This window comes from Vibrio sp. Vb1980 (assembly GCF_033338615.1).
Lineage (GTDB): Bacteria > Pseudomonadota > Gammaproteobacteria > Enterobacterales > Vibrionaceae > Vibrio > Vibrio alginolyticus.
Map to the genome: position 1 here is coordinate 1 of NZ_JAWOSZ010000002.1, position 23388 is coordinate 23388.

Annotated in this window: 18 protein-coding genes, 1 tRNA gene and 1 other RNA gene; 14 read left to right on the forward strand and 6 right to left on the reverse strand. The window is 43.6% G+C overall.

Translation table 11 applies throughout. The features are described from left to right. Positions 1–67, reverse strand: a tRNA-Tyr gene (locus tag R7F64_RS03255). 292 nt (positions 68–359) lie between these two features. Here R7F64_RS03255 and R7F64_RS03260 point away from each other — a divergent pair. The 3 genes from R7F64_RS03260 (at position 360) to R7F64_RS03270 (ending at position 4986) form a co-directional block, all read left to right on the forward strand. Next, positions 360–1454: an efflux RND transporter periplasmic adaptor subunit gene (locus R7F64_RS03260; protein ID WP_262645627.1), complete on the forward strand. Its 1095-nt coding sequence runs from the start codon at positions 360–362 to the stop codon at positions 1452–1454. Continuing rightward, complete coding sequence (vmeF, locus tag R7F64_RS03265) at positions 1454–4567, forward strand: multidrug efflux RND transporter permease subunit (protein WP_213871759.1); 3114 nt, start codon at positions 1454–1456, stop codon at positions 4565–4567. The genes R7F64_RS03260 and vmeF overlap by 1 nt, the downstream gene beginning before the upstream one ends. A gap of 221 nt (positions 4568–4788) precedes the next feature. Beyond that, positions 4789–4986, forward strand: a complete 198-nt coding sequence (locus R7F64_RS03270) for a type II secretion system protein (protein WP_031781369.1) — start codon at positions 4789–4791, stop codon at positions 4984–4986. A 90-nt stretch (positions 4987–5076) separates the two neighbouring features. On the opposite strand, the gene R7F64_RS03275 is transcribed toward R7F64_RS03270, so the two are convergent. Next, positions 5077–5652 (reverse strand): porin family protein, encoded by a 576-nt coding sequence (locus R7F64_RS03275; protein WP_033905033.1) that lies wholly within the window; start codon positions 5650–5652, stop codon positions 5077–5079. 214 nt (positions 5653–5866) lie between these two features. Between R7F64_RS03275 and R7F64_RS03280 the strand changes: the two genes are divergently transcribed. Continuing rightward, on the forward strand, positions 5867–6184 hold the full coding sequence (locus R7F64_RS03280) for a DUF1244 domain-containing protein (protein WP_005378586.1): 318 nt from the start codon (positions 5867–5869) through the stop codon (positions 6182–6184). 62 nt (positions 6185–6246) lie between these two features. On the opposite strand, the gene R7F64_RS03285 is transcribed toward R7F64_RS03280, so the two are convergent. Next, on the reverse strand, positions 6247–7341 hold the full coding sequence (locus tag R7F64_RS03285) for a PLP-dependent cysteine synthase family protein (protein WP_005389952.1): 1095 nt from the start codon (positions 7339–7341) through the stop codon (positions 6247–6249). Between the two features lie 140 nt (positions 7342–7481). Between R7F64_RS03285 and R7F64_RS03290 the strand changes: the two genes are divergently transcribed. Both R7F64_RS03290 and R7F64_RS03295 read left to right on the forward strand, forming a co-directional pair. Further along, on the forward strand, positions 7482–7946 hold the full coding sequence (locus tag R7F64_RS03290; protein ID WP_025998626.1) for an Lrp/AsnC family transcriptional regulator: 465 nt from the start codon (positions 7482–7484) through the stop codon (positions 7944–7946). A 456-nt stretch (positions 7947–8402) separates the two neighbouring features. Continuing rightward, complete coding sequence (locus tag R7F64_RS03295) at positions 8403–11444, forward strand: hypothetical protein (protein WP_053307490.1); 3042 nt, start codon at positions 8403–8405, stop codon at positions 11442–11444. 68 nt (positions 11445–11512) lie between these two features. On the opposite strand, the gene tesB is transcribed toward R7F64_RS03295, so the two are convergent. Then, positions 11513–12373, reverse strand: coding sequence for an acyl-CoA thioesterase II (gene tesB / locus R7F64_RS03300; RefSeq protein ID WP_005378575.1), 861 nt, complete (start codon positions 12371–12373; stop codon positions 11513–11515). 240 nt (positions 12374–12613) lie between these two features. Here tesB and R7F64_RS03305 point away from each other — a divergent pair, with 240 nt between their 5' ends. Beyond that, positions 12614–13048, forward strand: a complete 435-nt coding sequence (locus R7F64_RS03305; protein WP_318071461.1) for a YbaY family lipoprotein — start codon at positions 12614–12616, stop codon at positions 13046–13048. Positions 13049–13078: 30 nt separating this feature from the next. Here the strand turns inward: R7F64_RS03305 and R7F64_RS03310 are convergent, their stop codons facing one another. Then, complete coding sequence (locus R7F64_RS03310) at positions 13079–13381, reverse strand: DNA base-flipping protein (RefSeq protein ID WP_005378570.1); 303 nt, start codon at positions 13379–13381, stop codon at positions 13079–13081. Between the two features lie 257 nt (positions 13382–13638). Here R7F64_RS03310 and R7F64_RS03315 point away from each other — a divergent pair, with 257 nt between their 5' ends. The 7 genes from R7F64_RS03315 (at position 13639) to udp (ending at position 21939) form a co-directional block, all read left to right on the forward strand. Then, positions 13639–14382 (forward strand): hypothetical protein, encoded by a 744-nt coding sequence (locus R7F64_RS03315; RefSeq protein WP_005389942.1) that lies wholly within the window; start codon positions 13639–13641, stop codon positions 14380–14382. 152 nt (positions 14383–14534) lie between these two features. Next, on the forward strand, positions 14535–16538 hold the full coding sequence (locus R7F64_RS03320) for a GGDEF domain-containing protein (RefSeq protein WP_005389940.1): 2004 nt from the start codon (positions 14535–14537) through the stop codon (positions 16536–16538). A 137-nt stretch (positions 16539–16675) separates the two neighbouring features. After that, positions 16676–16772: signal recognition particle sRNA small type (gene ffs / locus R7F64_RS03325), an RNA gene on the forward strand. Between the two features lie 212 nt (positions 16773–16984). Further along, complete coding sequence (locus tag R7F64_RS03330; RefSeq protein WP_005378485.1) at positions 16985–17719, forward strand: RNA methyltransferase; 735 nt, start codon at positions 16985–16987, stop codon at positions 17717–17719. Positions 17720–17966: 247 nt separating this feature from the next. Beyond that, entirely contained in the window at positions 17967–18386 is a 420-nt protein-coding gene (locus R7F64_RS03335) for a CBS domain-containing protein (RefSeq protein WP_005378483.1), read from the forward strand. 173 nt (positions 18387–18559) lie between these two features. Next, the gene (locus tag R7F64_RS03340; protein ID WP_318071462.1) at positions 18560–20866 is read left to right on the forward strand and encodes a zinc/cadmium/mercury/lead-transporting ATPase; all 2307 of its coding nucleotides are present in this window, start codon (positions 18560–18562) and stop codon (positions 20864–20866) included. A gap of 314 nt (positions 20867–21180) precedes the next feature. Further along, on the forward strand, positions 21181–21939 hold the full coding sequence (gene udp / locus R7F64_RS03345) for a uridine phosphorylase (RefSeq protein ID WP_005378479.1): 759 nt from the start codon (positions 21181–21183) through the stop codon (positions 21937–21939). Positions 21940–22095: 156 nt separating this feature from the next. Here the strand turns inward: udp and R7F64_RS03350 are convergent, their stop codons facing one another. Beyond that, positions 22096–23256 (reverse strand): DUF1887 family protein, encoded by a 1161-nt coding sequence (locus tag R7F64_RS03350; protein ID WP_005378476.1) that lies wholly within the window; start codon positions 23254–23256, stop codon positions 22096–22098. Between the last annotated feature and the right edge of the window lie 132 nt (positions 23257–23388).

Here is a 23388-nt window from a genome sequence, read left to right on the forward strand (position 1 = left end):
GGACGGATTCGAACCATCGAAGGCAGTGCCGGCAGATTTACAGTCTGCTCCCTTTGGCCACTCGGGAACCCCTCCAGAGGATTTTTATACTTAGTAAGATGTTTTCCCAACTCATCTCCCAAGTGCGGAGCGAATCATAGCAAACTCGCTCAGGCTGTAAAGCGTTTTTCTTACGTTTTTACGTTGAATGCTGTCTTTTTGGGCAAAGATGGTAGAAAGTCAGCGTTTTGTTTGTCCTTTGAACAGAAGAGAAGCGCGCTTTTTACTTGAATTTACACTACTTGACGTTAAACACCGTATCTACTGATAAACTGTAAGCAGTTTAATGACATAAGTTTATTCGTTTAGAAGTCAATATCATGAGCATGAAAGCCACGTTATCGTTATCTGTTTTAACGCTTTCTATATTACTGAGTTCTCCATCGGTTTGCGCTGCGATGCGAGGAGGCTCAGCGGTTACCGTTGTGACTGAACAAGTAGAAACGCACGAGATCAATCAATCCTTAACTCTTATCGGCAAATTAAAGGCAGCGGAGTCTGTGGTTGTCGCATCGGAAGTCGCTGGCAAAGTGAATCAAATCGCTGTTAAAGCGAATCAAAATGTCCAGCAAGACCAGTTATTAATTAAGTTAGATGACGATAAGGCTCAAGCCGCTTTGATTGAGGCAAAGGCGTACCTTAAAGATGAACAGCGTAAGTTAAAAGAGTTCCAACGTTTGGTTAAGCGGAATGCGATTACTCAAACTGAAATCGATGCACAAAAAGCCAGTGTTGAAATAGCACAAGCGAGGCTTGATGCTGCTCAAGCCAATTTAGCTGATCTCCATATTACTGCCCCATTTTCTGGCACTGTTGGTTTTATCGATTTTAGCCGCGGCAAAATGGTCAGTGCCGGTACTGAACTTTTGACGTTGGATGATCTTTCCGTCATGGAACTGGATTTACAAGTACCGGAGCGCTATTTATCGATGCTTTCTATTGGTATGGAAGTCATCGCTAAAACCAGTGCATGGGGTAGCCAGACATTTACTGGTCAAGTCACAGGTATTGATACGCGGATCAGCGCCGAAACACTGAATCTTCGCGTGCGTATTGAGTTTGATAACCCAGAAAATCAATTGAAGCCGGGCATGTTGATGAACGCTTCACTAGCATTTCCTGCTATTAAGGCGCCAATCATTCCTGTTCAAGCACTTGAATACTCCGGAACTAAACGTTTTGTATATGTAATTGATGAAAATAACAAAGCTACTCGTCTAGAAGTGTCGCTAGGGGCTCGTGTTGGTAACGAGGTGGTGATCGAATCTGGTGTTGAGATTGGTGACAAGATTGTGGTTCAAGGCATTGTTAACATGCGTGATGGTGTCGAAGTGAAAGAAATTGTCGCGCCACTAAAAGCGAACACCACGGATGTGACACGCAATGACAGTGAATCGGATGAGGAAGAAAACTAATGTTACTGTCCGACGTTTCAGTTAAACGCCCTGTCGCGGCGTTGGTTCTGAGCATGCTGTTGTGTGTGTTTGGCTTTGTGTCATTCACCAAATTAGCCGTTCGTGAAATGCCTGATATAGAAAGCCCAGTCGTTTCTATCAGTACGCGTTATGAGGGTGCATCGGCGACTATTATTGAAAGCCAAATTACCTCTGTTTTGGAAGACCAGCTTTCTGGGATCAGTGGAGTTGATGAAATTAGCTCCACTACTCGTAACAGCATGTCGCGTATCACGATCACGTTTGAGTTAGGTTACGATCTCAACACAGGTGTGAGCGACGTGCGTGATGCCGTAGCTCGTGCTCAGCGCTCGCTACCTGATGAAGCGGATGACCCTATTGTTTATAAGAACAATGGCTCGGGAGAGGCGTCGCTCTACATCAATCTCAGTTCTGCAGAGATGGACCGTACTCAATTAACCGATTATGCCGAACGTGTATTGATGGACCGCTTTAGCCTGATCTCTGGGGTTAGCTCCATTGATCTCTCCGGTGGTTTGTACAAGGTCATGTACGTGAAGCTTAAGCCAGAACTAATGGCTGGACGTTCAGTTACAGCTTCGGACATTACATCAGCTTTACGAAGTGAGAACCTAGAAAGCCCAGGTGGTGAAGTTCGCAACGACTCAACAGTAATGTCCGTGCGTACGGCTCGTACTTATAACACGCCTGAAGATTTTCAATATCTTGTCATTAAACGCGCAAGCGACAATACACCTATCTATTTAAAAGATGTAGCAGATGTCTTCATTGGTGCAGAAAACGAAAACTCAACCTTCAAAAGTGATGGTGTAGTAAACATCAGTCTTGGTGTGGTACCGCAGTCAGACGCAAACCCGTTAGAAGTAGCGAAGCTGGTTAGGTCTGAAGTCGATAACATCCAGAAGTTCTTACCAGAAGGTACACGTCTTGCGATAGATTACGACGCGACAGTGTTTATCGAGCGTTCAATCGAAGAGGTGTACAGCACGCTATTTATCACGGGCGGCTTGGTGATTTTGGTATTGTACATTTTCATCGGCCAAGCTCGTGCAACCTTAATTCCTGCGGTTACGGTACCTGTTTCTCTGATTTCTTCGTTCATTGCCGCGTACTACTTTGGGTTTTCTATCAACTTGATCACCTTGATGGCGTTGATATTATCGATTGGTTTGGTGGTGGATGACGCAATTGTGGTTGTAGAGAATATCTTCCACCATATTGAACGCGGTGAATCGCCATTACTCGCCGCATATAAAGGCACAAGAGAGGTTGGTTTTGCTGTTATAGCAACAACATTAGTGCTGGTGATGGTGTTCTTACCGATCTCCTTTATGGATGGCATGGTAGGTCTACTATTTACAGAGTTTTCTGTATTGCTGGCTATGTCGGTCATATTCTCCTCTTTGATTGCCCTGACGCTGACTCCTGTATTAGGTAGTCAGATTTTGAAAGCGAATGTAAAACCAAATCGATTCAATGAAGCGGTTGATCGCTTGTTTAGCAAGCTTGAGAGTGGCTATCGCGCATTATTGAAAGGTGCATTGAAAGTACGTTGGGCTGCTCCGCTGGTGATTCTAGCTTGTTTGGGCGGTAGCTATTTCTTGATGAATCAGGTACCGGCCCAGCTGACCCCACAAGAAGATCGCGGTGTGATGTTCGCGTTTGTGCGCGGTGCAGATGCTACGTCGTACAATCGTATGTCAGCCAATATGGATATTGTCGAAGACCGATTGATGCCATTACTAGGGCAAGGTTATCTGAAGTCATTCAGTATCCAAACGCCAGCGTTTGGTGGCCAGGCAGGAGACCAGACAGGCTTTGTGATCATGATTCTAGAAGATTGGAACGAACGTGATATCACGGCTCAGCAAGCCCTTAACAAAGTACGGAAAGAATTGGCGGGTATCCCAGATGTTCGAGTGTTCCCATTTATGCCAGGTTTCCAAGGTGGTTCGAGTGAGCCAGTTCAGTTCGTATTAGGCGGCTCTGATTACGATGAGCTCGTTGTTTGGGCTGAAATGCTAAAGAACAAAGCAGAAGAATCACCAATGATGGAAGGAGCAGAGATAGATTACTCGGAAAAAACGCCTGAGTTATTGGTTACAGTTGACCGACAGCGTGCCGCAGAGCTAGGAGTCAGTGTTAAAGACATTTCTGACACCCTAGAAATCATGCTCGGTGGTAAAAGCGAAACGACTTATGTTGAGCGTGGCGAAGAGTACGATGTGTATCTTCGCGGTGATGAAAATAGCTTTAATAATGCTGCAGATTTAAGTCAGATTTATCTGCGCACGAATAGCGGTCAGCTAGTGACGTTAGATGCGGTCACAAAAATTGAAGAAGTGGCGGCCTCTATTCGTCTTTCTCACTACAACAAACAGAAGTCCATCACTATTACTGCCAACCTGTCGGAAGGTTATACATTAGGAGATGCGCTGAATTACCTAGACCAGGAAGCCATCGACAACTTACCGGGTGACATTTCGGTGAGTTATTCGGGGGAGTCGAAAGACTTTAAAGAGAACCAAGCGAGTGTTGCTGTTGTGTTTGCATTGGCACTACTAGTGGCGTATCTCGTGTTGGCGGCTCAGTTTGAAAGCTTCGTAAACCCGTTAGTGGTCATGTTTACGGTGCCGATGGGTGTATTTGGTGGCTTCCTTGGTTTGGTTATTATGGGCCAAGGTATGAACATTTATAGCCAGATTGGCATGATCATGTTGATTGGTATGGTGACGAAAAACGGTATTTTGATCGTAGAATTTGCCAATCAGTTACGTGATCGTGGCGTTGGGTTTGAAAAAGCGATCATTGATGCAGCTGCGCGACGTCTACGTCCAATCTTGATGACTGCGTTTACCACACTTGCTGGCGCAATTCCGTTGATCGTATCGACAGGGGCGGGTTATGAGAGCCGTATTGCCGTGGGTACGGTTATCTTTTTCGGGATGGGGTTTGCGACATTGGTGACCCTGTTTGTTATCCCGGCAATGTACCGATTGATTTCGGCGAAAACACAAGCACCAGGTCATGTAGAAGCAGAGTTAAACAAAGCAATTAGCCATGATACGAAGGGCCGTGTTGCCCACCCCTAGCAGTAGCACGTAAAGTTTTGATTGAAAACGCCGGGCAATTTTTGTTCGGTGTTTTTTTATATAGATAGTGATTACTTATAGATTTAATGATTATTTTTGTTTGTTATTTCGCCACTTCTTCGAGGGGCACAGGACTCGCTCATCGTTTTGACTGAATGTTGGGTCTTGTTAGGTTTAATGCTAGGAAAGCAGCCTATGCCTATTATTATTGAGGTGTTTCCTTGAAAAAAGTACGTGGTAGTTACATGGTCGAAATGGTTTTAGTTGCAGGTGTTATGGCGTTGCTAGCAACTACCGCACTTCCAACGTTGACGAATGCATTAAAAGATCGTCAAGATGGTATTTTGCATTCTCTCGATGCTGGTCAACCAAGCAACCATGTGAACAAAGAGGCAACAGAAACGTTCTCTGTTCAGTAAGTGACGACATACTATAGAATCTAAAAGAAGCCGAGGTAAAACACTCGGCTTCTTTGTTTTTCAATTATGGAAACTTGGTGCTATCTAATGTTAGAAGCGTTTCCCTAGGCTGATTTGTACACCTTCGTAGCTGTCGTAAAAATCTTCAAAACCCATATCCGCGACATTATAAATGTACTCTGCACGTAACCAGATATCTGTACTCATATCCCAATGGACGCCAGCACCGATGTTGAATAGTGCGCCTGAGTCATCTGTGACTTTTTGTTCGTTTGGTACGTACATTTCGGCTTGAGTGCCAAGCGCTGTTACGCGACCGAATAGTGATAGTGGCGTATCGCCTAAGTCATCACTCGTTACAACAGCAGACATACCTGCTTGGTAATAGTGAAGATCTAAGTCAGTTTTTAGAGCATCGTTCTTAAGTTCATTTTGTGAATAGCGCAGAACCCCTTCAAACGCGAGGTATTGGTTTACATGGTAACCCCAGCCAACTGTGATATGTGGTGTTGACCACTCATTGTCTCTATCCGAGCCGAAATACGGTGTATCAAAACCAACGTTACCAGTACCCAGATAAAAATAAGATTGATGAGCTTGTTCTTGAGCAGCTAAAGTTGGCACGCTAATGGTCAAGGCAGACAATAATAGAATGGCGTTTTTCATAACTAGACGATAACCTTGGTAAAAGACCGTTGTAATGATTTGTTTAAATGTTAATTTAATCAATAGGATGGATGGTAATTATCATATCAGCTTTTATCAAAGGTAGTGATTTTAGAATGGGAATTGTTGCGCTAAAGCATACTTCTTACTCATGACTACCGACTAACTAGATATGGTGACGAAAGCTAGTTAAATAAGAGAGAAGGAAAGGAAAGTGGCTGAATTCAAATACAAAAACTTGACTCAAGAAGAACAAGATAAGTTAGACGCGGCGACATTTCGCCGTTTATTGGCGCATTTAGATGCCAACAAAGACGTACAAAACATCGACCTGATGATCCTTGCGGGCTTCTGTCGCAACTGCTTTAGCAAATGGTATAAATCTGAGGCTGAAAATCTCGGTTTGGATTTAGATATTGATGACGCTCGCGAACGTGTTTACGGCATGACTTACGATGAATGGAAACAAAATCATCAACCAGCGGCAACGCCAGAACAATTGGCTGCGTTTGAAGCGCGCCAGAAAAAGTAAAACCCAGCGATAAAAACAGCCCGCATGAAGTTGGGCTGTTTTTTTAAAGTCCAGTTTGCACGTTAAGCGTTAGTTGAGCCGCAACAAGCTGGCTCAACGCAACCTTTTGCTTGAATGACTTCGAGTTGAGCTAAGTAAGGTTGAATATCGCCGATGTTCTCTTTTACCCATGTTAAGTCATAATACGTATCTAGGTAACGCTCTCCAGAATCACATAGAAGCGTCACGATAGAACCCTTCTCACCGCGTTGTTTCATCTCACAAGCCAATTGCAGCACACCGTAAAGATTGGTGCCTGTTGATGCGCCGACTTTACGCCCAATCAGCTGAGATACCCAATGGGCGGTTGCCACACTGGCTGCGTCTGGAATTTTGCGCATTTCATCAATGACACCAGCAATAAAGCTTGGTTCGACACGTGGTCGCCCGATACCTTCAATTTTGCTGCCAGTATCGCCTTTCAATGAGTGATTTCCTGACTGGAAAGCATCGTAAAACACTGAGTTTTCGGGGTCTACCACGCAAAGCTTAGTGTCGTATTTTTGGTAACGAATAAAACGGCCAATGGTTGCTGATGTGCCGCCTGTTCCAGGACTCATCACTACCCAGCTAGGAATCGGGTGATCTTCTAACTCCATTTGGCTAAAGATAGAGTTCGCGATGTTGTTGTTACCGCGCCAGTCAGTAGCACGTTCAGCATAAGTAAACTGATCCATGTAGTGACCATTTAGCTCTTGAGCCAAGCGTCGAGACTCGTCATAAATCTGATCTGATCGTTCAACAAGGTGCGCTTTACCACCGTAAAATTCAATTTGTTCGATCTTTTTACGTGCAGTGGTTTTCGGCATGACGGCAATGAACGGTAAGCCAAGTAAACGCGCAAAATACGCTTCCGAAACGGCAGTGCTGCCTGAGGACGCCTCGATTACAGTGGTTTCAGGACCAATCCATCCATTACAAATAGCGTAAAGAAATAATGAGCGCGCCAATCGATGCTTAAGAGAGCCTGTAGGGTGCGTACTCTCATCTTTTAGATAGATATCGATACCATCAAGAGAAGGTAGTTCGAGTTTAAATAAGTGAGTATCAGCAGAACGTTGGAAGTCTGCTTCAATTTTACGCACTGCATTGTTGATCCAATTGTGGTCAGTACACATGGCGTCTCTCCTTGGGAAATCGATAGATAAGTATTAGATAGGGATAATTTATCTATAATTTCCGAGAAAAACTTTGCTATTGTTACTCTTAATAAAGATATCTGTAGAAAAATTTTCTGCATTTTATGGGTTTTATAGAAATGAGTTTAGATCGAATAGATAAGCAGCTGCTTGCTTTACTACAAACCGACAGCACCTTGTCATTAAATGACGTGGCTGAGCGAGTCAATCTTACTACAACACCATGCTGGAAGCGCTTGAAAAGGTTGGAAGAAGAGGGCTACATCGAAAAACGCGTGGCGTTGTTAAGTGCAGAAAAGCTCGAGCTATCTTTCATTGCATTTGTTCAGTTAAAAACGATTGATCATTCCGAAGGTTGGTATCACCATTTTGTTACAACTGTGAGTGACTTTCCTGAGGTAATGGAGTTTTATCGTATGGCTGGCGAGTATGACTACATGATGAAAGTACTAGTCAAAGATATGAAGTGTTTTGACGAATTCTATAAGCGGTTAGTTAATAGCGTAAAAGGGCTATCTAATGTGACTTCAACATTTGCTATGGAGTCCATTAAATACACAACAGAGTTACCAATCCTAAAATAACTCGCCCTATAAGAATTCTATCTAATGTTAATTCTACCTTTTAGTATTTTAAATGTTAAAAGGTAGTTTGATTATGCTTTTAAAACTATTTCCTACCAGATTTTTATAAATATAAACGATATTTATTCTCTCTTCTATTTTTCATTAACCATTTGTTTTTACAGTCCATTAATCCTTTACATCATAATGAAAGAAAAAATAACGCAATTTTTTCTCTTTCTTTTTCATGTTTTATTTTATTGAATATTAATTTTTACTAAATTAATGGAAGAGTTTGATTTAAACGTTTGCTTTTTGTGTTTTCATGTAATTTGGTCGCTATTTTTGAGTATTTGTTTTTAGGATGAATACAGTAGCAATTACTTAAGTAATAAAGTACTCAAAAATGGGGGTAGTGATTAATAAAACATCGTATTATTATCGCCCCATCCTGTATGTAACAAAGTATTACTAAAAATGAACAGAAATTACTATTTGCTTTTTCTCGCAGCTTTACTTGCTGGCTGTGGCGGTGGGGGAGACTCTAAGCCGAACAATACGAAGACACCAACTACGATAACAAAGCAGAACCGTCCGCAATTAAAAGTGGAAGACACGGTATTGAAGTTTGAAGGAGTGGGAACGGTTACTGAAGCAAAACTGAGCAATGTACATGGGTCGGTATCTTACCAAGTCATTGATTCTAATCCGCCAAATGTCGTGAAAATTAATGACTCAGGAATACTACAAATTCTGCGCCCAGGAACGGCGACTATTCTTGCTACAGATAGTAGCTCTGCTTATGAATCTTCTGAAGCAAGATTTTCTGTGACTGTAGAGCGAGGTATCAATACTGAACTTTCAGTGAGTGATCTGAATTTCAATGCGATTGAGTCAGAAGGAAAAGCGTTGATCGTCCGTGGCCAAAAAGGCGAACTGAGTTATGAGGTAGAAAGTGGTCATAACTTGATTCGTGTTGATGAGAACGGGTCGGTATATTCATTAGGTTCAGTTGGTCAGGCATCGGTGCTGATTACTGATTCAGGTAACGACTTTTACTTGCCGAAACAAGTTCGCGCTACGGTTAAACTGCATGCAGTAGCTCCGGGGCAATTACAGTTCGCTTTGCTTGAAGACGAGTATCGAGAAGGGTTGACGTTAGAACCAGTGCGTCTAGATAAAGCTCAAACGCAACGTATTTCTTACAAAATCATAAATAGCGTACCAGACAGCAAGGTGGCCGAGTTGCTAGACCCTGAAACGGGTTTGCTTCTTGTTCATAATGTTGGGCGATTAACGGTTGAAGCGACTGCAACTTACAGCGACGCGTTTCTAGATAAACAGCAAACAGCGCAATTTTTTGTGGATGTAAAACAAGGCAAGCGTCAAGAAATCAGCGCAGCGGATATTGTCACAACTTATGAGGAAGGTGGACGAATTTTCCCTAAGGTGACGAACGCCTACGGTGACTATGAGCTGAGAATCATTCGTGGTGAAGACGTTGTTGCTAAAACAGAAAATGGTGAAGCATTACTGATCAAAGGTGTTGGTGCTGCTGAAGTGGAAATTTACGAGCATGACATGCGTAATTATCCTGCAAGCAAAACTCGTTTTGATCTTGAAGTTAATCGCGCGCCTCATCCAGTTATAAAAGACATTGAAATGCCGCTTACTTATCAACCAAATCTTTCAATCCCTCTGGCGTTTAAAGGGCAAAAAGGTAACGTAAATCTAGTTAGCAGCTTACCTAATGGCTTACGAATGACTGACGGCAAGTTGGAGGTAGTGACTGCGGGTGAGTACGACCTTAAGTTTGAAGACGATGGTGGGGAGTTCTACCAACCTATTCAATTTAATGTCGTCATCAAAGTTGCAAAGGCTGAAGGCCAACCGATGGCAACGCACGATTATGACGTTGTATACAGCAACAAATACAGTTTTGATCTTCACCGTGATTTTGGTTTGAGTGCTGACGAGCAAATTGAGATTGTAGATAACACCGCACCAGATGTTGTCGGTGGTTTTAGTGAAGGACGTCTCCATGTGTATAAAGCGGGTAAAGCGACGCTAACTGTGCGCAGAAAAGAGAGCGCGAATTATACCGTTGGTCCTGATCAAAAAGTCTACGTGACAATTTTGAGCGCGCCGAGCCGAATTGAAGTTCAATCCGATGTGGAAGAGATTTGGAAGGTTGGCCAAACATTTGTTGCGCCGAAAATCTCTGGTACGGTTGGGGAAGTTACGTACCGATTTGCAGACAACGCAGCAATAGATGTGGTTTCCTTAAACAGCCAAACGGGTGCCATGCAAATTCTTAACGCGGGTAGCACAAAAATTATTGTTTCGGATGCGGGGGACGACAAAGTGGATCCGGGTGAAAGTAGTTTCTCGGTCACGATTAAACAAGGCACAAACCCGGTATCGGTTACTTACCCAACGGTAGAATTCTCCGCTGGTAGTGTTATCTCGCCAGTGATGAGTGGTGGGACTGCGAAGGCAAGTTACCGTCTTATTAACCAAAAAGACCCTGTGGTCGAGCTAGTTTCTCCTGATACAGGGCGTTTGAAAATCCTGCATGCAGGCACGTACCAATTAGAGGTTACCCTTACTGGGCGCAACTACAAAGCTAAAACAATCGTCGTAAATGGCACTATTAACAAAGCGAATCACCCTGGTTTAAGTGCTTCTACAATGAAGGTGGAATTTGAACCATTTAAAAAGGTTAAGCTAGACTTTGGTACACCAATAGGAAACCGCAGCTATCAAATATCCAGCTCAACAATTAAAGGAGTCGCTTCATTAGATGTTGATAAGGAAGAGCTGACGTTACTTGATCTCCCGCCAGTAAAAAGACGTTGGATTTCTCTCGACATTTCGGAAGGAGAATCTCGAGATTACAAAGCGTTGGAAAGTAAGAAAGTCCAGCTGTATCTAAGCTTTGCAGATGAAGGTGTTGCGGATCAATATACATTGCTTGAAACTGAACAAACAGTATTGTTTAGCACGCTAAATGCACGTGAGTTTTCTAACTTAGAAGAAAGTGAGTTTGGTTTGATGAACGTTCGTTCAGTGCGTGAGCCAACGGACGAAGAATTGAAATTATACGGCAAAGGTAAGATTGCACTACTTGCATTCAAGCCGGTGGGTAACGATGACCCAACTCTAATAAAAGGAGCGTGGGTACACTTAGCTCGATTTGATGGATGTACATCAGAGCTGTTCGAAGATGATCTCAAGCCTTTTGAAGCAATTGACTATGATGACCCAGGATACTGCACCAGCGGCAGCACGATTCGTATGACTCGGTTCTTAATAATTGATGACTCGAAGATGGAAAAGGTAGAGTATGAGTTAGTAGCACCTGTGATTACTTACCGTCGTGGGGTTCGTGAATTTTTAGCAACGAATAAAGGTGGATTCTATGCCGACCCAAATGTCATTTACGGGAAAGGCGAATATGGTTACCCGAAATCACTTTACGAATGGTCGGTTGTTAACATGAAGTATCAACCAAATTAATCATCGTTTGATACCCATTAAAAAAGGAGTGCGGAACAGCACTCCTTTTTTCGTCTAGCGAACACGAGCTATTTCGTGTAGCGCATCACCCCTTCTTGCACGGCGGTCGCCACTAAGTGACCTTGCTGGTTGTATATTTCGCCACGGACCAACCCACGAGTATTGCTCGCCGTTGGGCTCTCTATCGCATATAGAAGCCATTCATCCATCTTAAACGGGCGATGGAACCAGATAGAGTGGTCAATGGTGGCCACTTGAAAGTTAGGCGTCATTAATGAGACTTCATGTGGATGCATTGCTGTTACAAGGAATCCCCAATCGGATGCGTAGGCCAGAAGGTACTGGTGAATTAGCTGATTCTCTGGCATTTCACCATTAGCACGAATCCAAAGGTACTGTTTGGGTTCTGCTTTTTTGGGCTTCAAAGGGTTGATAACCGTAACGGGGCGAGTTTCGATTGGCTTTTCCCCGCAAAATGTTTTGCGTAAGCGTTTGGGTAGAAATTCTGCAATATGGCTTGCGAGCTCACTCTCTGAGGCAAAGTTTTCTGGACCAGGGATATCTGGCATTTCTTTTTGATGATCAAACCCAGGTTGATCGCCATGGTAGGATGCGGTTAGGTAAAAAATAGGGCGTCCATTTTGAATTGCCTTTACGCGTCTAGTGCTAAAGCTACGGCCATCTCTCAGATTTTCTACGTCATAAATAATAGGTTTTTCTGGATCGCCAGGGTACAAAAAATAGCTATGGAAGGAGTGTACCGTGCGTGTTTCTTCAACGGTGTAGCGCGCAGCAGAAAGTGCTTGCCCAATTACTTGACCGCCATAAACTTGAGGCAAACCTAGGTTTTCACTTTGGCCACGAAACAAGCCTTCTTCTAATTTTTCGAGTTGTAGTAGGCTGAGCAATTCTCGTAGTGGTTTACTCATTGTGTCTCCTCACCGTTGTCTTTCATTCCAAGTTACCTCAACAGCCTCACTCTTGTGAAGTGGCATAGTTAAGAACTATTGAGTAACTTAGAAATAGTATTGTTCCAATTATGAAACAAAATCAATTGTTTGATAAATTCTAACTCAGTCAAACTATTGTCAAATAAAGTGACAGGAAGCAGACAGTTTTATATTCCACACCTATCATTGCTTCGGTTTAATGCTCTTTTCGAGGAATATATGAAAAAAACACTACTACTTGTTACTTCTCTACTCTTTGGGGCTGCGTTAGTGGGTTGCCAAACTTCTCAAAATACAGAAATGGAATCTACAGAGGCGTCAATGAAGACGATTACAGGTACAGTGGCTTATCGCGAGCGGATTGCCTTGCCACCAAACGCAATGGTTACTATTGCGTTAGAAGATGTGTCCTTGGCGGATGCGCCAGCAAAAGTGTTGGCGAAACAGACATTCGAAACAGAAGGTAAGCAAGTTCCTCTTTCTTTTGAGTTGAGTTACGACAGCAATGAAATCAAACCAAACCATCGTTACAGCGTTCGTGCTCGCATTGAGGTAGATGGAAAGCTGCGTTTTATCAGCGACACACATAACGGTGTTATTACAGATGAAGCACAAACTCACCAATTAGATATTCGTCTAGTTGGAACACGTTAATACGACGTACTGAGAACAAAAAATGGCAGCTTAAGGCTGCCATTTGTATTTTTTAAGTGAAGTTTTGCCAACTTCCGAGACTTCAATCCCTTCTGCTTCTAATTTCTTTTTTTGTCGCTCTAAGTCTCTGCCTTTTAAAGATATTTTTCCTTGGCTATTTACCACTCTAAACCAGGGGAGTTTACTGCCTTCTGGTAAGTTACCCAGTGCTTTACCAACATGTCTCGCATAGCCCGGATAACCGGCCATTTTTGCAATTTCCCCATAGGTGGAGACTTTTCCTTTTGGAATTTGGTGAATTACAGCAAAGATTTGCGCTAAAAATTGGTCCATACTCAAAAGTGTCTATTTTGGATTACTAAGGAATGGTAAACCATTGGACTTGTATATTGCTAACGGTTCTTAACCCTTGTGTTGCCAGCGACTCACTTTGAAGAATTACATTTTCTGCTCTTTAGTGTCGTTGGTTGATGAGCCTTAAACAGCATGAAGCAAACGCAAGCTAAGCTTGAATCTAGACCCTCTCAACGACTTTCAATCCCAGTTTTTGCCGTTGAGTTACCAAGTAGGTGGGGAAGCCAGGAGGCGCTATGATTTTATCGACACTTCAATTTTTCGTTACGACCTTACTCGCTGTTGTCTGTGTTCGGGCGATGAGTTTGAGCGAGGGTGACATTCCCGTTCTTGCACTTATGATCCCCGCGCTGTGGGTTCTGCCACAAGGTGGGTTCGCTGGCTTAGTATTGCTGGGCGCGATGATGGCTTTTGGTGCGACACTCTCAATGCAGCCAATTGCTTTGTCGGTTGGTGTTTTGATCCTTTTCCCACTTTTAATGGTGGTATTTTCTCGTAGAAGCTCTTTAGGCGTGTTGCTCACCGCTGGTCTTATTGTACTTACACTGCAAGTTGGTCTTATGGTCACACAGCAAGGCGGTAAGCTGGATGGGTCTGCTTGGGTTACAGTGGTTCAAACCATTGCGGTTATGGCGATGTGGTGGTCGGCTGCGCATTGGACGCCATCCAATAAACACAGCTGGTGGCCGTTGTTTTTGTTGCTCCCATTGTGGATTGCAGGCCTACCGTACGCCGTTCTTATGGCGTTAAGTTTGACGGGAATGTTAGCGTCAATGGAAGCACTTGCGAAGCTTCAACATACCATTCGTTGGAGCAAATTATTATGTTGGACATTGCCGACTGTGGGTTTTGCCGCTTTAGTCGTCAGCCCGACCACGGATGTGCCAAACCCTGTTTTCGTGGTTTGGATCTGTTTGTTAGGGACGGCTTGGATGACTGACTATATTTTACGTAGTAGCGATGAACAGGCTGAATTATGAGTTTTTAGTCAGGTAAAAAGTGACATGTGCGGCAGAGTATCGAATTGGTTGTGGAACAAAATGGAGATTAGTATATGTTCTTCATTTCATATTTACTACACTTCCAATAATAATAACCACAATATAAGTGGTTGATTTAAGATAAGTTTGTCATGACAACTTTTGCTCGAACACTGTTGCTTTTTGCATGTTGCCTCTTGAGTTTGAATGTAAAAGCCGAAGCCCCTTTAATTGCTCATTATAAAGTCGCGACTGAAGCGGATGATGTCGTCACTCGTGTTCTTTTCAATGCTGCTTCAGAGGAGTTTGGCTTTACCGTTCAATACGTGAACTACTCCAGCTTTGATGCCATTCTAAATTCAGTAGCGAATGGGGAAGCGGACTTTGCTGCGAATATCACTTACACACAAGAACGTGCTCAACGTTTTAGTTATTCCCGCCCAACAAATATCGAATATACCTACCTCTTTGGTTTAAAAGATTCGACGTTGAGTGACATTTCGCGTGTTGGCGTCCCCAAAGATACAGTTTATGCCCAATTACTTAAACAACACTACCCTGAGCTAGAACAGATCTCTTATCAAGGTCACGAACAAGCAGTAACACTGCTACGTTCAGGTGCTGTGGACGGCGTTGTCGATGCCATTAACCAGCTCAAGCCGATGCTGATGGAGGGGTTTGACGCCAAGATGCTCAATGATCAGATTTCGATAAAGCCCGTATCCATCATCAGTAAAAAAGATCATCATCTTGAAGAGTTGGACACGTTCGCTACGTTTATTCACGGGGAAGCGGTGCAAAAGCAGCTTCGCGAAGAAATTTCCCAGTATCAATTTGAATTAAGGCGAGCAGCGTTGCGTGATTCTATTCGTTTATTACCCCTTGATTTTAATGAACCAATACGGATTAAGCTCGAATCTATCTTTCCATATGTTGTATACAACGCAGATGGTAGTGTCGAAGGGATGACGGCTGATGTAGTCCTGAGAAGTTGTGAGATCTTGGCTTTAAACTGCTTGATCATTAGTGAGCCTGGTGAAAGCTGGGGTTCTATGTACCATGAGTTTATCCAAGGTAATTTCGAAATTTTGGCGCCGTTAACGGTCAGCCGTGAGCGGCGCGCATTTAGCTACTTTCCAAAGTCCCATTACGCGCCAGCATCGGTGATGGTCAAGCGTTTAGGTTACAAGCCGAGCACATACTCTCATGTTTCACAGTTGATATCTGAGCGGATTGGCGTAGTTAAGGATGACTTTTTCGATCAAATGATGACGCAACTGTTACCGCTAAAAGAACTCAAACGTTATCGTACTCAACAAGAGCTCATTCAGGGGCTATTAAATGAAGAAGTCGATTACATTCCGATGGATACGGCGATGCTCAATCATTTTTTACGTCTCAGTGAACTGGTTCCGATAGAGCAGGATACCGCTATTGGCGAGTTTTATGAGTCTCAACTCTCTGTTGGATTGGTCGCGAATGAAAAAGGAGCCATGCTTGCGCCTTTCTTCAGTCGAGCGATAGCGATGTTAGAAGTTGATAAGATCATTGCTCAGTACGATGTACGCCCAGATTGGCGTACCGCACTTGAATATGAGATTCGATTAGCGACGCAAACACAAGCTGTGTTTATCTTTGTGTTATTGTTTGCTATTTGTGTTTCGCTTTATCTTTACCGTCAATCGAACACTGACAACTTAACAGGGTTAAGGAACCGTCGTGCGTTGCAAGTAAAGTATCGAAAAGGAGTAAACAAAGATCTATCCATACTTTACTTAGACATTAATCATTTCAAACGAATCAATGACACTTATGGGCATCGCGCTGGGGACGAAGTTTTACAACTACTGGCACTAAAAATTCATTATGTCTGGTCGGGAAGATGTTATCGAATTGGAGGGGATGAGTTCATATTGCTGGGTTATCCAACGCAAGCCGAGTTAACTAGAGCAATGAGAGAGCTCAGTAGAATCGACGTGAAAGGCAAATTATGTAGTGATTTGGAGTCTATAAGTATCTCTATTGGTTTCTCTGCAAAAAGGGAACGGCACATGAGCTTAGAGCAAGCGATGCATTTGGCTGATGAAGACATGTACATGAGTAAGCAGTCCTCACGGCACGACTCCTCTTATCGTGACTGTACGGTTTCATCATAAAGGAATGAATTGATCGAGTTTTGTTCAAACGGTAATGAAATGATGAAATTCAAGGTTTTTGCTCTTGCATTATGAGAGCTGATACTGAATAATCGCCCCATCGATTGAGGCAAGACCTCTCGAAAAGAATTATGGGGCTCTGGTCCTCTCGCAACAATAGCTCGTGAACTCGGTCAGGTCCGGAAGGAAGCAGCCGCAGCGTGTGACTTGTGTGCCGGGATGTGGCTGGGGTCCCACCCTTTGAAAGCCCTGCGTTATCGCAGGGCTTTTTTCGTTTTTGAGCCTTCTTTTATTTTGGCTACGCTTGGTGTTCAACGTCTTCTGATGATCAAGCTTCTTGAGGTTATTTAGGTATAATTTATAATCTCATCCGCTCGATACCGAACTTTCGTGAAGATTGTTTAGGGTACGCTCGTCGAATAACCATTTTCACCTGGGATACTTTAATGATTTCAAAAAACCAATTAAAACTGCTTCGTGCTTTAGGTCAAAAGAAACAGCGTAAAGCGCATGGCTTATTCCTAGTTCAGGGTGAAAAGAACGTACTAGAGCTAGCAAGTAGTTCATTGAAGGTGAAGCAGGTTTTTGCAACAGCGGCATTTCTCGAACAAAATGCTGGTACGCTAAATCGTTTTGATTGTGTTGAAGCATCGCTTGATGAATTGACCAAAGCGAGCACGCTTGTGAGCAATAATGCGGCCATTGCTGTGGTTGAAATTCCGAGTGTAAAAGAGCCTCAAGCGAAAGGCTTGATGATTGCGCTAGATGGTGTATCCGACCCTGGTAATCTAGGTACGATTATTCGTGTTGCAGACTGGTATGGCATCAAGCACATTATTGCGAGTACAGATTGTGCTGATCCTTATAATCCTAAAACGATCAGTGCGACCATGGGCAGCTTTGGCCGCGTACAAGTGAGTTTGGTGGATTTGCCAAGTTACTTGGAACACGCCAAATTGCCAGTATATGGCGCGTTTTTGGAAGGAGAGAGCGTTCATAAAACGGATTTCGCTGCTGAAGGTATTTTGTTGATGGGCAGCGAATCTCATGGTGTGCGCGAAGCCGCAGCAAAATTCGTGACAGATAAGATCACGATTCCGGCGTTTGGCGGTGCCGAATCACTGAATGTCGCGATGGCGACTGGCATTATTTTAGACAACATGCGCCGCCAACATAGCTAATGCAACAATTACTTAATAACAAAGCCAGTCTATTTGACTGGCTTTGTTGTATTTATTGCCTAGAAAAATCAGCCTGGCTGAATCTTGCGTTTAACGAAATACAGTGAATGTTGTTCGGTGAGTTAATTTTGTTTTAGTTCAATAGGCTGTGCCTATAAATAAAATTACTCCTTTCCATTTAGTAAAATCAGGAAATTAGGCGACACTTATCTAAAGGCCGCAATAAAATGCCCTTAAGGAGATAAGAATGCATTCATTAAAAGTAAAAGATTACATGACGTTGCAAGCGGTGACTTTCACGAAAGATATGTCACTTTCGGCAGCTTTAAACAAAGTAATGCAAAGTGTCACACTAGGTGGCCCTGTCATTGATGAAAATGAAAAAGTGGTTGGGTTTTTATCGGAGCAAGACTTATTAGATAAGTTGGTGAAAGCAAGTTATCACTGCCAAGATACACATACGGTACAAGAGTGTATGCATGATGATGTCTTATCTGTTTCTCCAGAAATGTCAGTAATTGAACTGGCTGACATGATGAAAGTTGGAAAGCCGAAAATGTATCCAGTGGTGGATGGCAAAGGTAAGTTGGTTGGTGTTATCACAAGAAGAGACGTGCTGCGTGCCATCGGAATGACATTAAATGAGTGTTTTAAGCATCCCGTTTAACCTCTCTGTTTAAATTTTACGGAATATTGCTTTTAAACTGGTTTGGGAAAGACGCTTCGGCGTCTTTTTTATTTTCTATCGCCGAACTGTACAAATTTATCTTGACCTTGGAGCTTACTCTAAGGTTTATCCTTAGCAATAGGTAAATCACCGATACCAATAAGGAAAAAATTATGTGTACAAAACATCAAGGTTGCCAATCTAGCAAAATCAAAACTGCGGTGCCGCTTGGTGCAAGCGAGTCATGCTGTGCGCCAGTAAAATCTTCGCTCAATATCTCTCAGGCCAGTGTTGATGTTTCTGAAAGCTCTTGCTGTAGTGGAGGAGGCTGCAGCGTAGATACAGGCGAGGAAGACGATCCCACAAGGGAGAGTAATTCCTCCGTTCGGAACGCTTGGCTTGTGTCAGGTATGGATTGCCCATCTTGTGCGCAAAAGCTTGAGAAAGCCATTAAGTCTTTACAAGGCGTCAGCCAAGCCAAGGTTTTGTTTGCAACAGAAAAACTGGTCGTCGATTTTGATGATCGAGAGCTGATAGCTACGATAGAGCAGACAGCACAAAAAACGGGTTTCCCGCTCTCTTCACTGGATGCTCCAAAACCAAGCACTACAAAGAAAGGCTGGCTTGGCGTCATAAGAGACAACATCCAAATTCTCTCGATTGCTGGTGCAATGGCTACTGCGGCAGTAATTTCTAAGATCGACCCTCAAATAAGCGCTTGGTTATTCACTTTGACGTGTTTACTTGGTTTATACCCAATCGCGCTCAAAGCATTTAAGTTGGCGCGTAGCGGTACGCCTTTTGCGATTGAAACGTTAATGAGTGTAGCGGCGCTCGGCGCTTTATATTTAGGTGAAACCGCCGAAGCCGCAATGGTGTTATTGCTTTTCCTTATTGGTGAAAAGTTAGAAGCATATGCATCATCTCGCGCGCGAAGCGGTGTCCAGGCGTTAATGGACTTAGTCCCAGAAAATTCAATTTTAATTATTGATGGTGAACGTAAAGAAGTGCCAGCTGCTCAGCTTAAACCAGGGGATATCATAGAAGTCGCACCCGGAGGTCGTTTGCCTGCCGACGGTGTTTTGCAAGATGCGCTTGCGAGTTTTGACGAAAGTGCGTTAACGGGAGAATCTGTTCCCGTTGAGCACCAAACCGGTGGCAAAGTGATGGCCGGGGCTGTGGTTGTCGATAAAGTGGTTCGTTTACAGGTGACTTCCCGTCAGGGCGAGAATGCGATAGATCGAATTCTTCATTTGATTGAAGAAGCCGAATCTCGTAAGGCACCATTAGAACGCTTTCTTGATAAATTTAGCCGTTGGTATACGCCGCTAATGATGCTGGTGTCTCTGATGGTTATCGTTACGCCGCCATTACTATTTGCCCAACCGTGGGAAACGTGGATCTATCGAGGACTCGCCCTGCTGTTGATTGCTTGTCCATGTGCATTAGTAATTTCAACGCCTGCGGCGATCACGTCTGGCTTGGCGGCAGCGGCTAAGCGGGGCGCATTGATCAAAGGTGGAGCGGCGCTTGAGTTGCTTGGCAAGGTTGAGTCTGTCGCATTTGATAAAACTGGGACACTGACGCAAGGTAAACCAGAAGTGACCGACGTCTTTGCTTTTGATATGGATGAAAGTAAGTTACTTAGCCTAACTGCGTCAATCGAGGTTGGTTCAAGTCATCCTCTAGCGGTTTCTTTAGTTACCAAAGTGCAAGAGCAGGGGCTTACTATTCCTGAAGCGTTGGATAAAACCGCGCAAGTAGGCTCTGGTGTCACAGGTTACGTCGATGGAAAAATGGTCCAAGTGGTCACGCCTTCAAAGGCAGACTTTCCACTTTCTCAACAAGCCAAAGAGCAAGTGGTTACGTTGGAACAACAAGGTAAAACGGTTGTCATTGTGCGTTTCGATGACGAGGTCATTGGCGTGATCGCATGGCAAGATACATTGCGCTCAGATGCCCAGCAAGCCATCGCAATGTTGAAGGAACTTGGGGTCACGTCGGTGATGCTAACGGGTGACAACCCGAGAAGTGCAGAAGCAATGGCAAATAGAATAGGCTTGGATTATAAAGCGAGTTTGTTACCTGCAGACAAGGTGCATTACGTCGAGAAACTATCACAACAACATACCGTTGCGATGGTGGGAGACGGTATCAATGATGCTCCAGCCATGAAAGCTTCGAGCATTGGTATTGCGATGGGAGGCGGTACGGATGTTGCGCTCGAGACTGCTGATGCGGCGTTAACACACAACCGGTTGATTGAGCTACCTGCCATGATAGAACTGTCGCGTGCGACGCTAAGTAACATTCGTCAGAATGTCGCGTTAGCGCTAGGTTTGAAAGGTGTATTCTTAGTGACAAGTTTACTTGGGGTTACTGGGTTGTGGGTTGCAGTATTAGCTGACAGTGGTGCAACAGCACTGGTGACATTGAATGCGTTGAGATTACTTCGTTTTGAGTCCAAACAGATCAAATAACTGACCTAACCAATGATCCCACTCATTAATAGCCCGAGGCATTCGTGTATCGGGCTTTTTTTAACCGTATTCACCTGATGCGATCAGACGTTTTTCTCGTCCTTGAAATCACGCATTGCTATGCAACAAAATGATTTAACGCCCCTTAAAGTGTGATCAATACCAGTTTTGTTTGAAATTTCATTTTCATTACATTTTGTCATTGTGATTGTGATCACTCTATGTTGGTGAAAGGTTCGCTACAGTGCATCTGTACCCAATAACTGATTAATGAGCTTATTGTTCATAAAATAAGCCACAATAAGGAGCGACTTATGTCTCAAGCTGTATTCCATTTAGGTGTTACTGAAGCTGATCTTAATGGTGCGACTCTAGCGATCATTCCTGGTGACCCAGCGCGTGTTCAAAAAATCGCAGAACAAATGGAAAATCCAGTATTTCTAGCAAGCCATCGTGAATACACGCTATACCGTGCAGAGCTAGACGGTAAACCTGTTGTGGTTTGTTCTACAGGTATTGGTGGTCCTTCTACCTCTATCGCAGTTGAGGAATTGGCACAGCTTGGTGTTCGCACTTTCCTACGTGTTGGTACAACGGGTGCAATTCAACCGCATGTAAACGTGGGTGACATGATCGTAACGACGGGGTCAGTTCGTCTTGACGGTGCGAGCCTACACTTTGCTCCTATGGAATTCCCAGCAGTTGCTGACTTTGAAGTAGCAACCGCAATGAAAGCAGCGGTAGAAGAGTCTGGCGCTACAGTTCACATGGGTGTGACTGCATCAAGCGACACGTTCTACCCTGGTCAAGAACGTTACGACACGTTCTCTGGTCGTGTTGTTAAGCGTTTCCAAGGCTCTATGCAAGAATGGCAAGACATGGGCGTACTTAACTTCGAGATGGAGTCTGCAACACTGCTAACAATGTGTGCGAGCTCTGGTTTAAAAGCGGGTTGTGTGGCAGGTGTTATCATCAACCGTACACAAAAAGAGATTCCAGATCATTCAACTCTGAAAGAGACGGAAGCGCGTTCAATTAAAGTGGTTGTAGAAGCAGCGCGTAAAATGCTTTAAGCCGCTATAGTTGGCATTTAAACAAACAGAAAAAACCAGAGGCTAACCTCTGGTTTTTTTCTACTTATAGAAATGCGTACAGCTAAAATTTAGGTATAAAAAAACAGCATTAATGCTGCTTTTTATCGTTGTGAATTTTAGCTTTTCTTAATGGCACTAGATCTCGTCTGAACCGCCCGCGTCTTTAAACCAAGCCGTTAAGTGCGTTCTTAAATCTTTAAGCTCATCAGGGCCAATCAGGGCTAGCCCTAAGTCTTCAGCACGAGTAATGTCATTGTGACGAAGAGGACGGAAGCTCACCAACATTGCGCGCGCTTGTAAGCCACCTAATAGATCGCGAAGCGATTCTAACTTATATAAAGTATCGTCGCCGTCATCTCTCATGCCTTTGGTTTTGCACTCGATTATGTGCAGCTTGTTGTTTACAACTGTTGCGACATCTAACTCATTGCGTACTTCACTTTCACCAAGTTTGCGATAAACCTGAACATTTAACGATCGATCTTGGATCGTCGGCATGGTGTCTTGGATTTGCTTCACGGTGCTGTGAACCAAAGTTTCTAACCACTCACCGTTTGAAAAGCGTCGAGCATCTTCATCTGCAAACGTTAAAACGCCATTCTCATAGGTGGCGATTTCTGCTTCTACTAAATCTGAAAGCAACATGTTGAGCTCACGGTAGCCCTGCTGTTTTTCGGAGAGCTCGACATCAAGCTTTTGTTCTTTGCGGCATGTGGTTGCAAGGTAGTTAAGTGTTGCTAGACCTGGCCCAAGCTCAAGCGCATTTGAGGCCCATCGTTCACCAAGTTCATACAATTTTTTATCAAGAAGAGGTGGTAAATCAACGTGGTGAAACTCGCCGCGTGCACCAAAGATAGTGAGGTAATCTGCAATCGTAATGTGATCTTCGACTTGGGTATCTTCTTTGCCATCAGGGTATAACCAACAAAGCTTATCGCTACTAGGCTCAACCACAAAAATTGGCCAGCGATAGGTACGGAAAACTTCGTACACCGACAACAAGCGATGACGAAGACCACAGCTCGCGTTCAATTTTACATCTTCGCCGCGTTCATGGAGATCTTTTGCCAGTTTTTGAATTGCTTGTTTGATCAGAGATGTATTAACAGCGGATGGAATTTCAAAAAATTCAGAAGTAATTTCTCGTTGATCTAAAACGGCACTCAGTCGGTCAAATATATCTAACTGGCTCTTGTCTCCGATGAAGACGATATGTGTGCTTAGCGTACGATTATCTAATAGAGGAGTGACCAATCTCACTGGGTCTTGGTCGATAATACCAACATGAACAGCCATAGATTTTCCTTTTTATGAGGCCGCTCGAAAAGAGTTGTGCAAGGGGATGAGCTGGCCTTATTAATCATATGTAGACATGGCCGACAAAAAACAAGGGCGACTTAACAAAAAGTCGCCCTTATACAGTTGATT

What these genes read in the sequence shown, in the direction of transcription:
- tesB (WP_005378575.1), bottom strand. Translation starts at nt 12,373, where the DNA reads ATGAGTAAACCACTACGAGAATTGCTCAGCCTACTACAACTCGAAAAA.
- R7F64_RS03260 (WP_262645627.1), top strand. Translation starts at nt 360, where the DNA reads ATGAGCATGAAAGCCACGTTATCGTTATCTGTTTTAACGCTTTCTATA.
- R7F64_RS03310 (WP_005378570.1), bottom strand. Translation starts at nt 13,381, where the DNA reads ATGGACCAATTTTTAGCGCAAATCTTTGCTGTAATTCACCAAATTCCA.
- R7F64_RS03295 (WP_053307490.1), top strand. Translation starts at nt 8,403, where the DNA reads ATGAACAGAAATTACTATTTGCTTTTTCTCGCAGCTTTACTTGCTGGC.
- R7F64_RS03320 (WP_005389940.1), top strand. Translation starts at nt 14,535, where the DNA reads ATGACAACTTTTGCTCGAACACTGTTGCTTTTTGCATGTTGCCTCTTG.
- R7F64_RS03305 (WP_318071461.1), top strand. Translation starts at nt 12,614, where the DNA reads ATGAAAAAAACACTACTACTTGTTACTTCTCTACTCTTTGGGGCTGCG.
- R7F64_RS03340 (WP_318071462.1), top strand. Translation starts at nt 18,560, where the DNA reads ATGTGTACAAAACATCAAGGTTGCCAATCTAGCAAAATCAAAACTGCG.
- R7F64_RS03330 (WP_005378485.1), top strand. Translation starts at nt 16,985, where the DNA reads ATGATTTCAAAAAACCAATTAAAACTGCTTCGTGCTTTAGGTCAAAAG.
- R7F64_RS03285 (WP_005389952.1), bottom strand. Translation starts at nt 7,341, where the DNA reads ATGTGTACTGACCACAATTGGATCAACAATGCAGTGCGTAAAATTGAA.
- udp (WP_005378479.1), top strand. Translation starts at nt 21,181, where the DNA reads ATGTCTCAAGCTGTATTCCATTTAGGTGTTACTGAAGCTGATCTTAAT.
- vmeF (WP_213871759.1), top strand. Translation starts at nt 1,454, where the DNA reads ATGTTACTGTCCGACGTTTCAGTTAAACGCCCTGTCGCGGCGTTGGTT.
- R7F64_RS03290 (WP_025998626.1), top strand. Translation starts at nt 7,482, where the DNA reads ATGAGTTTAGATCGAATAGATAAGCAGCTGCTTGCTTTACTACAAACC.
- R7F64_RS03275 (WP_033905033.1), bottom strand. Translation starts at nt 5,652, where the DNA reads ATGAAAAACGCCATTCTATTATTGTCTGCCTTGACCATTAGCGTGCCA.
- R7F64_RS03335 (WP_005378483.1), top strand. Translation starts at nt 17,967, where the DNA reads ATGCATTCATTAAAAGTAAAAGATTACATGACGTTGCAAGCGGTGACT.
- R7F64_RS03350 (WP_005378476.1), bottom strand. Translation starts at nt 23,256, where the DNA reads ATGGCTGTTCATGTTGGTATTATCGACCAAGACCCAGTGAGATTGGTC.
- R7F64_RS03315 (WP_005389942.1), top strand. Translation starts at nt 13,639, where the DNA reads ATGATTTTATCGACACTTCAATTTTTCGTTACGACCTTACTCGCTGTT.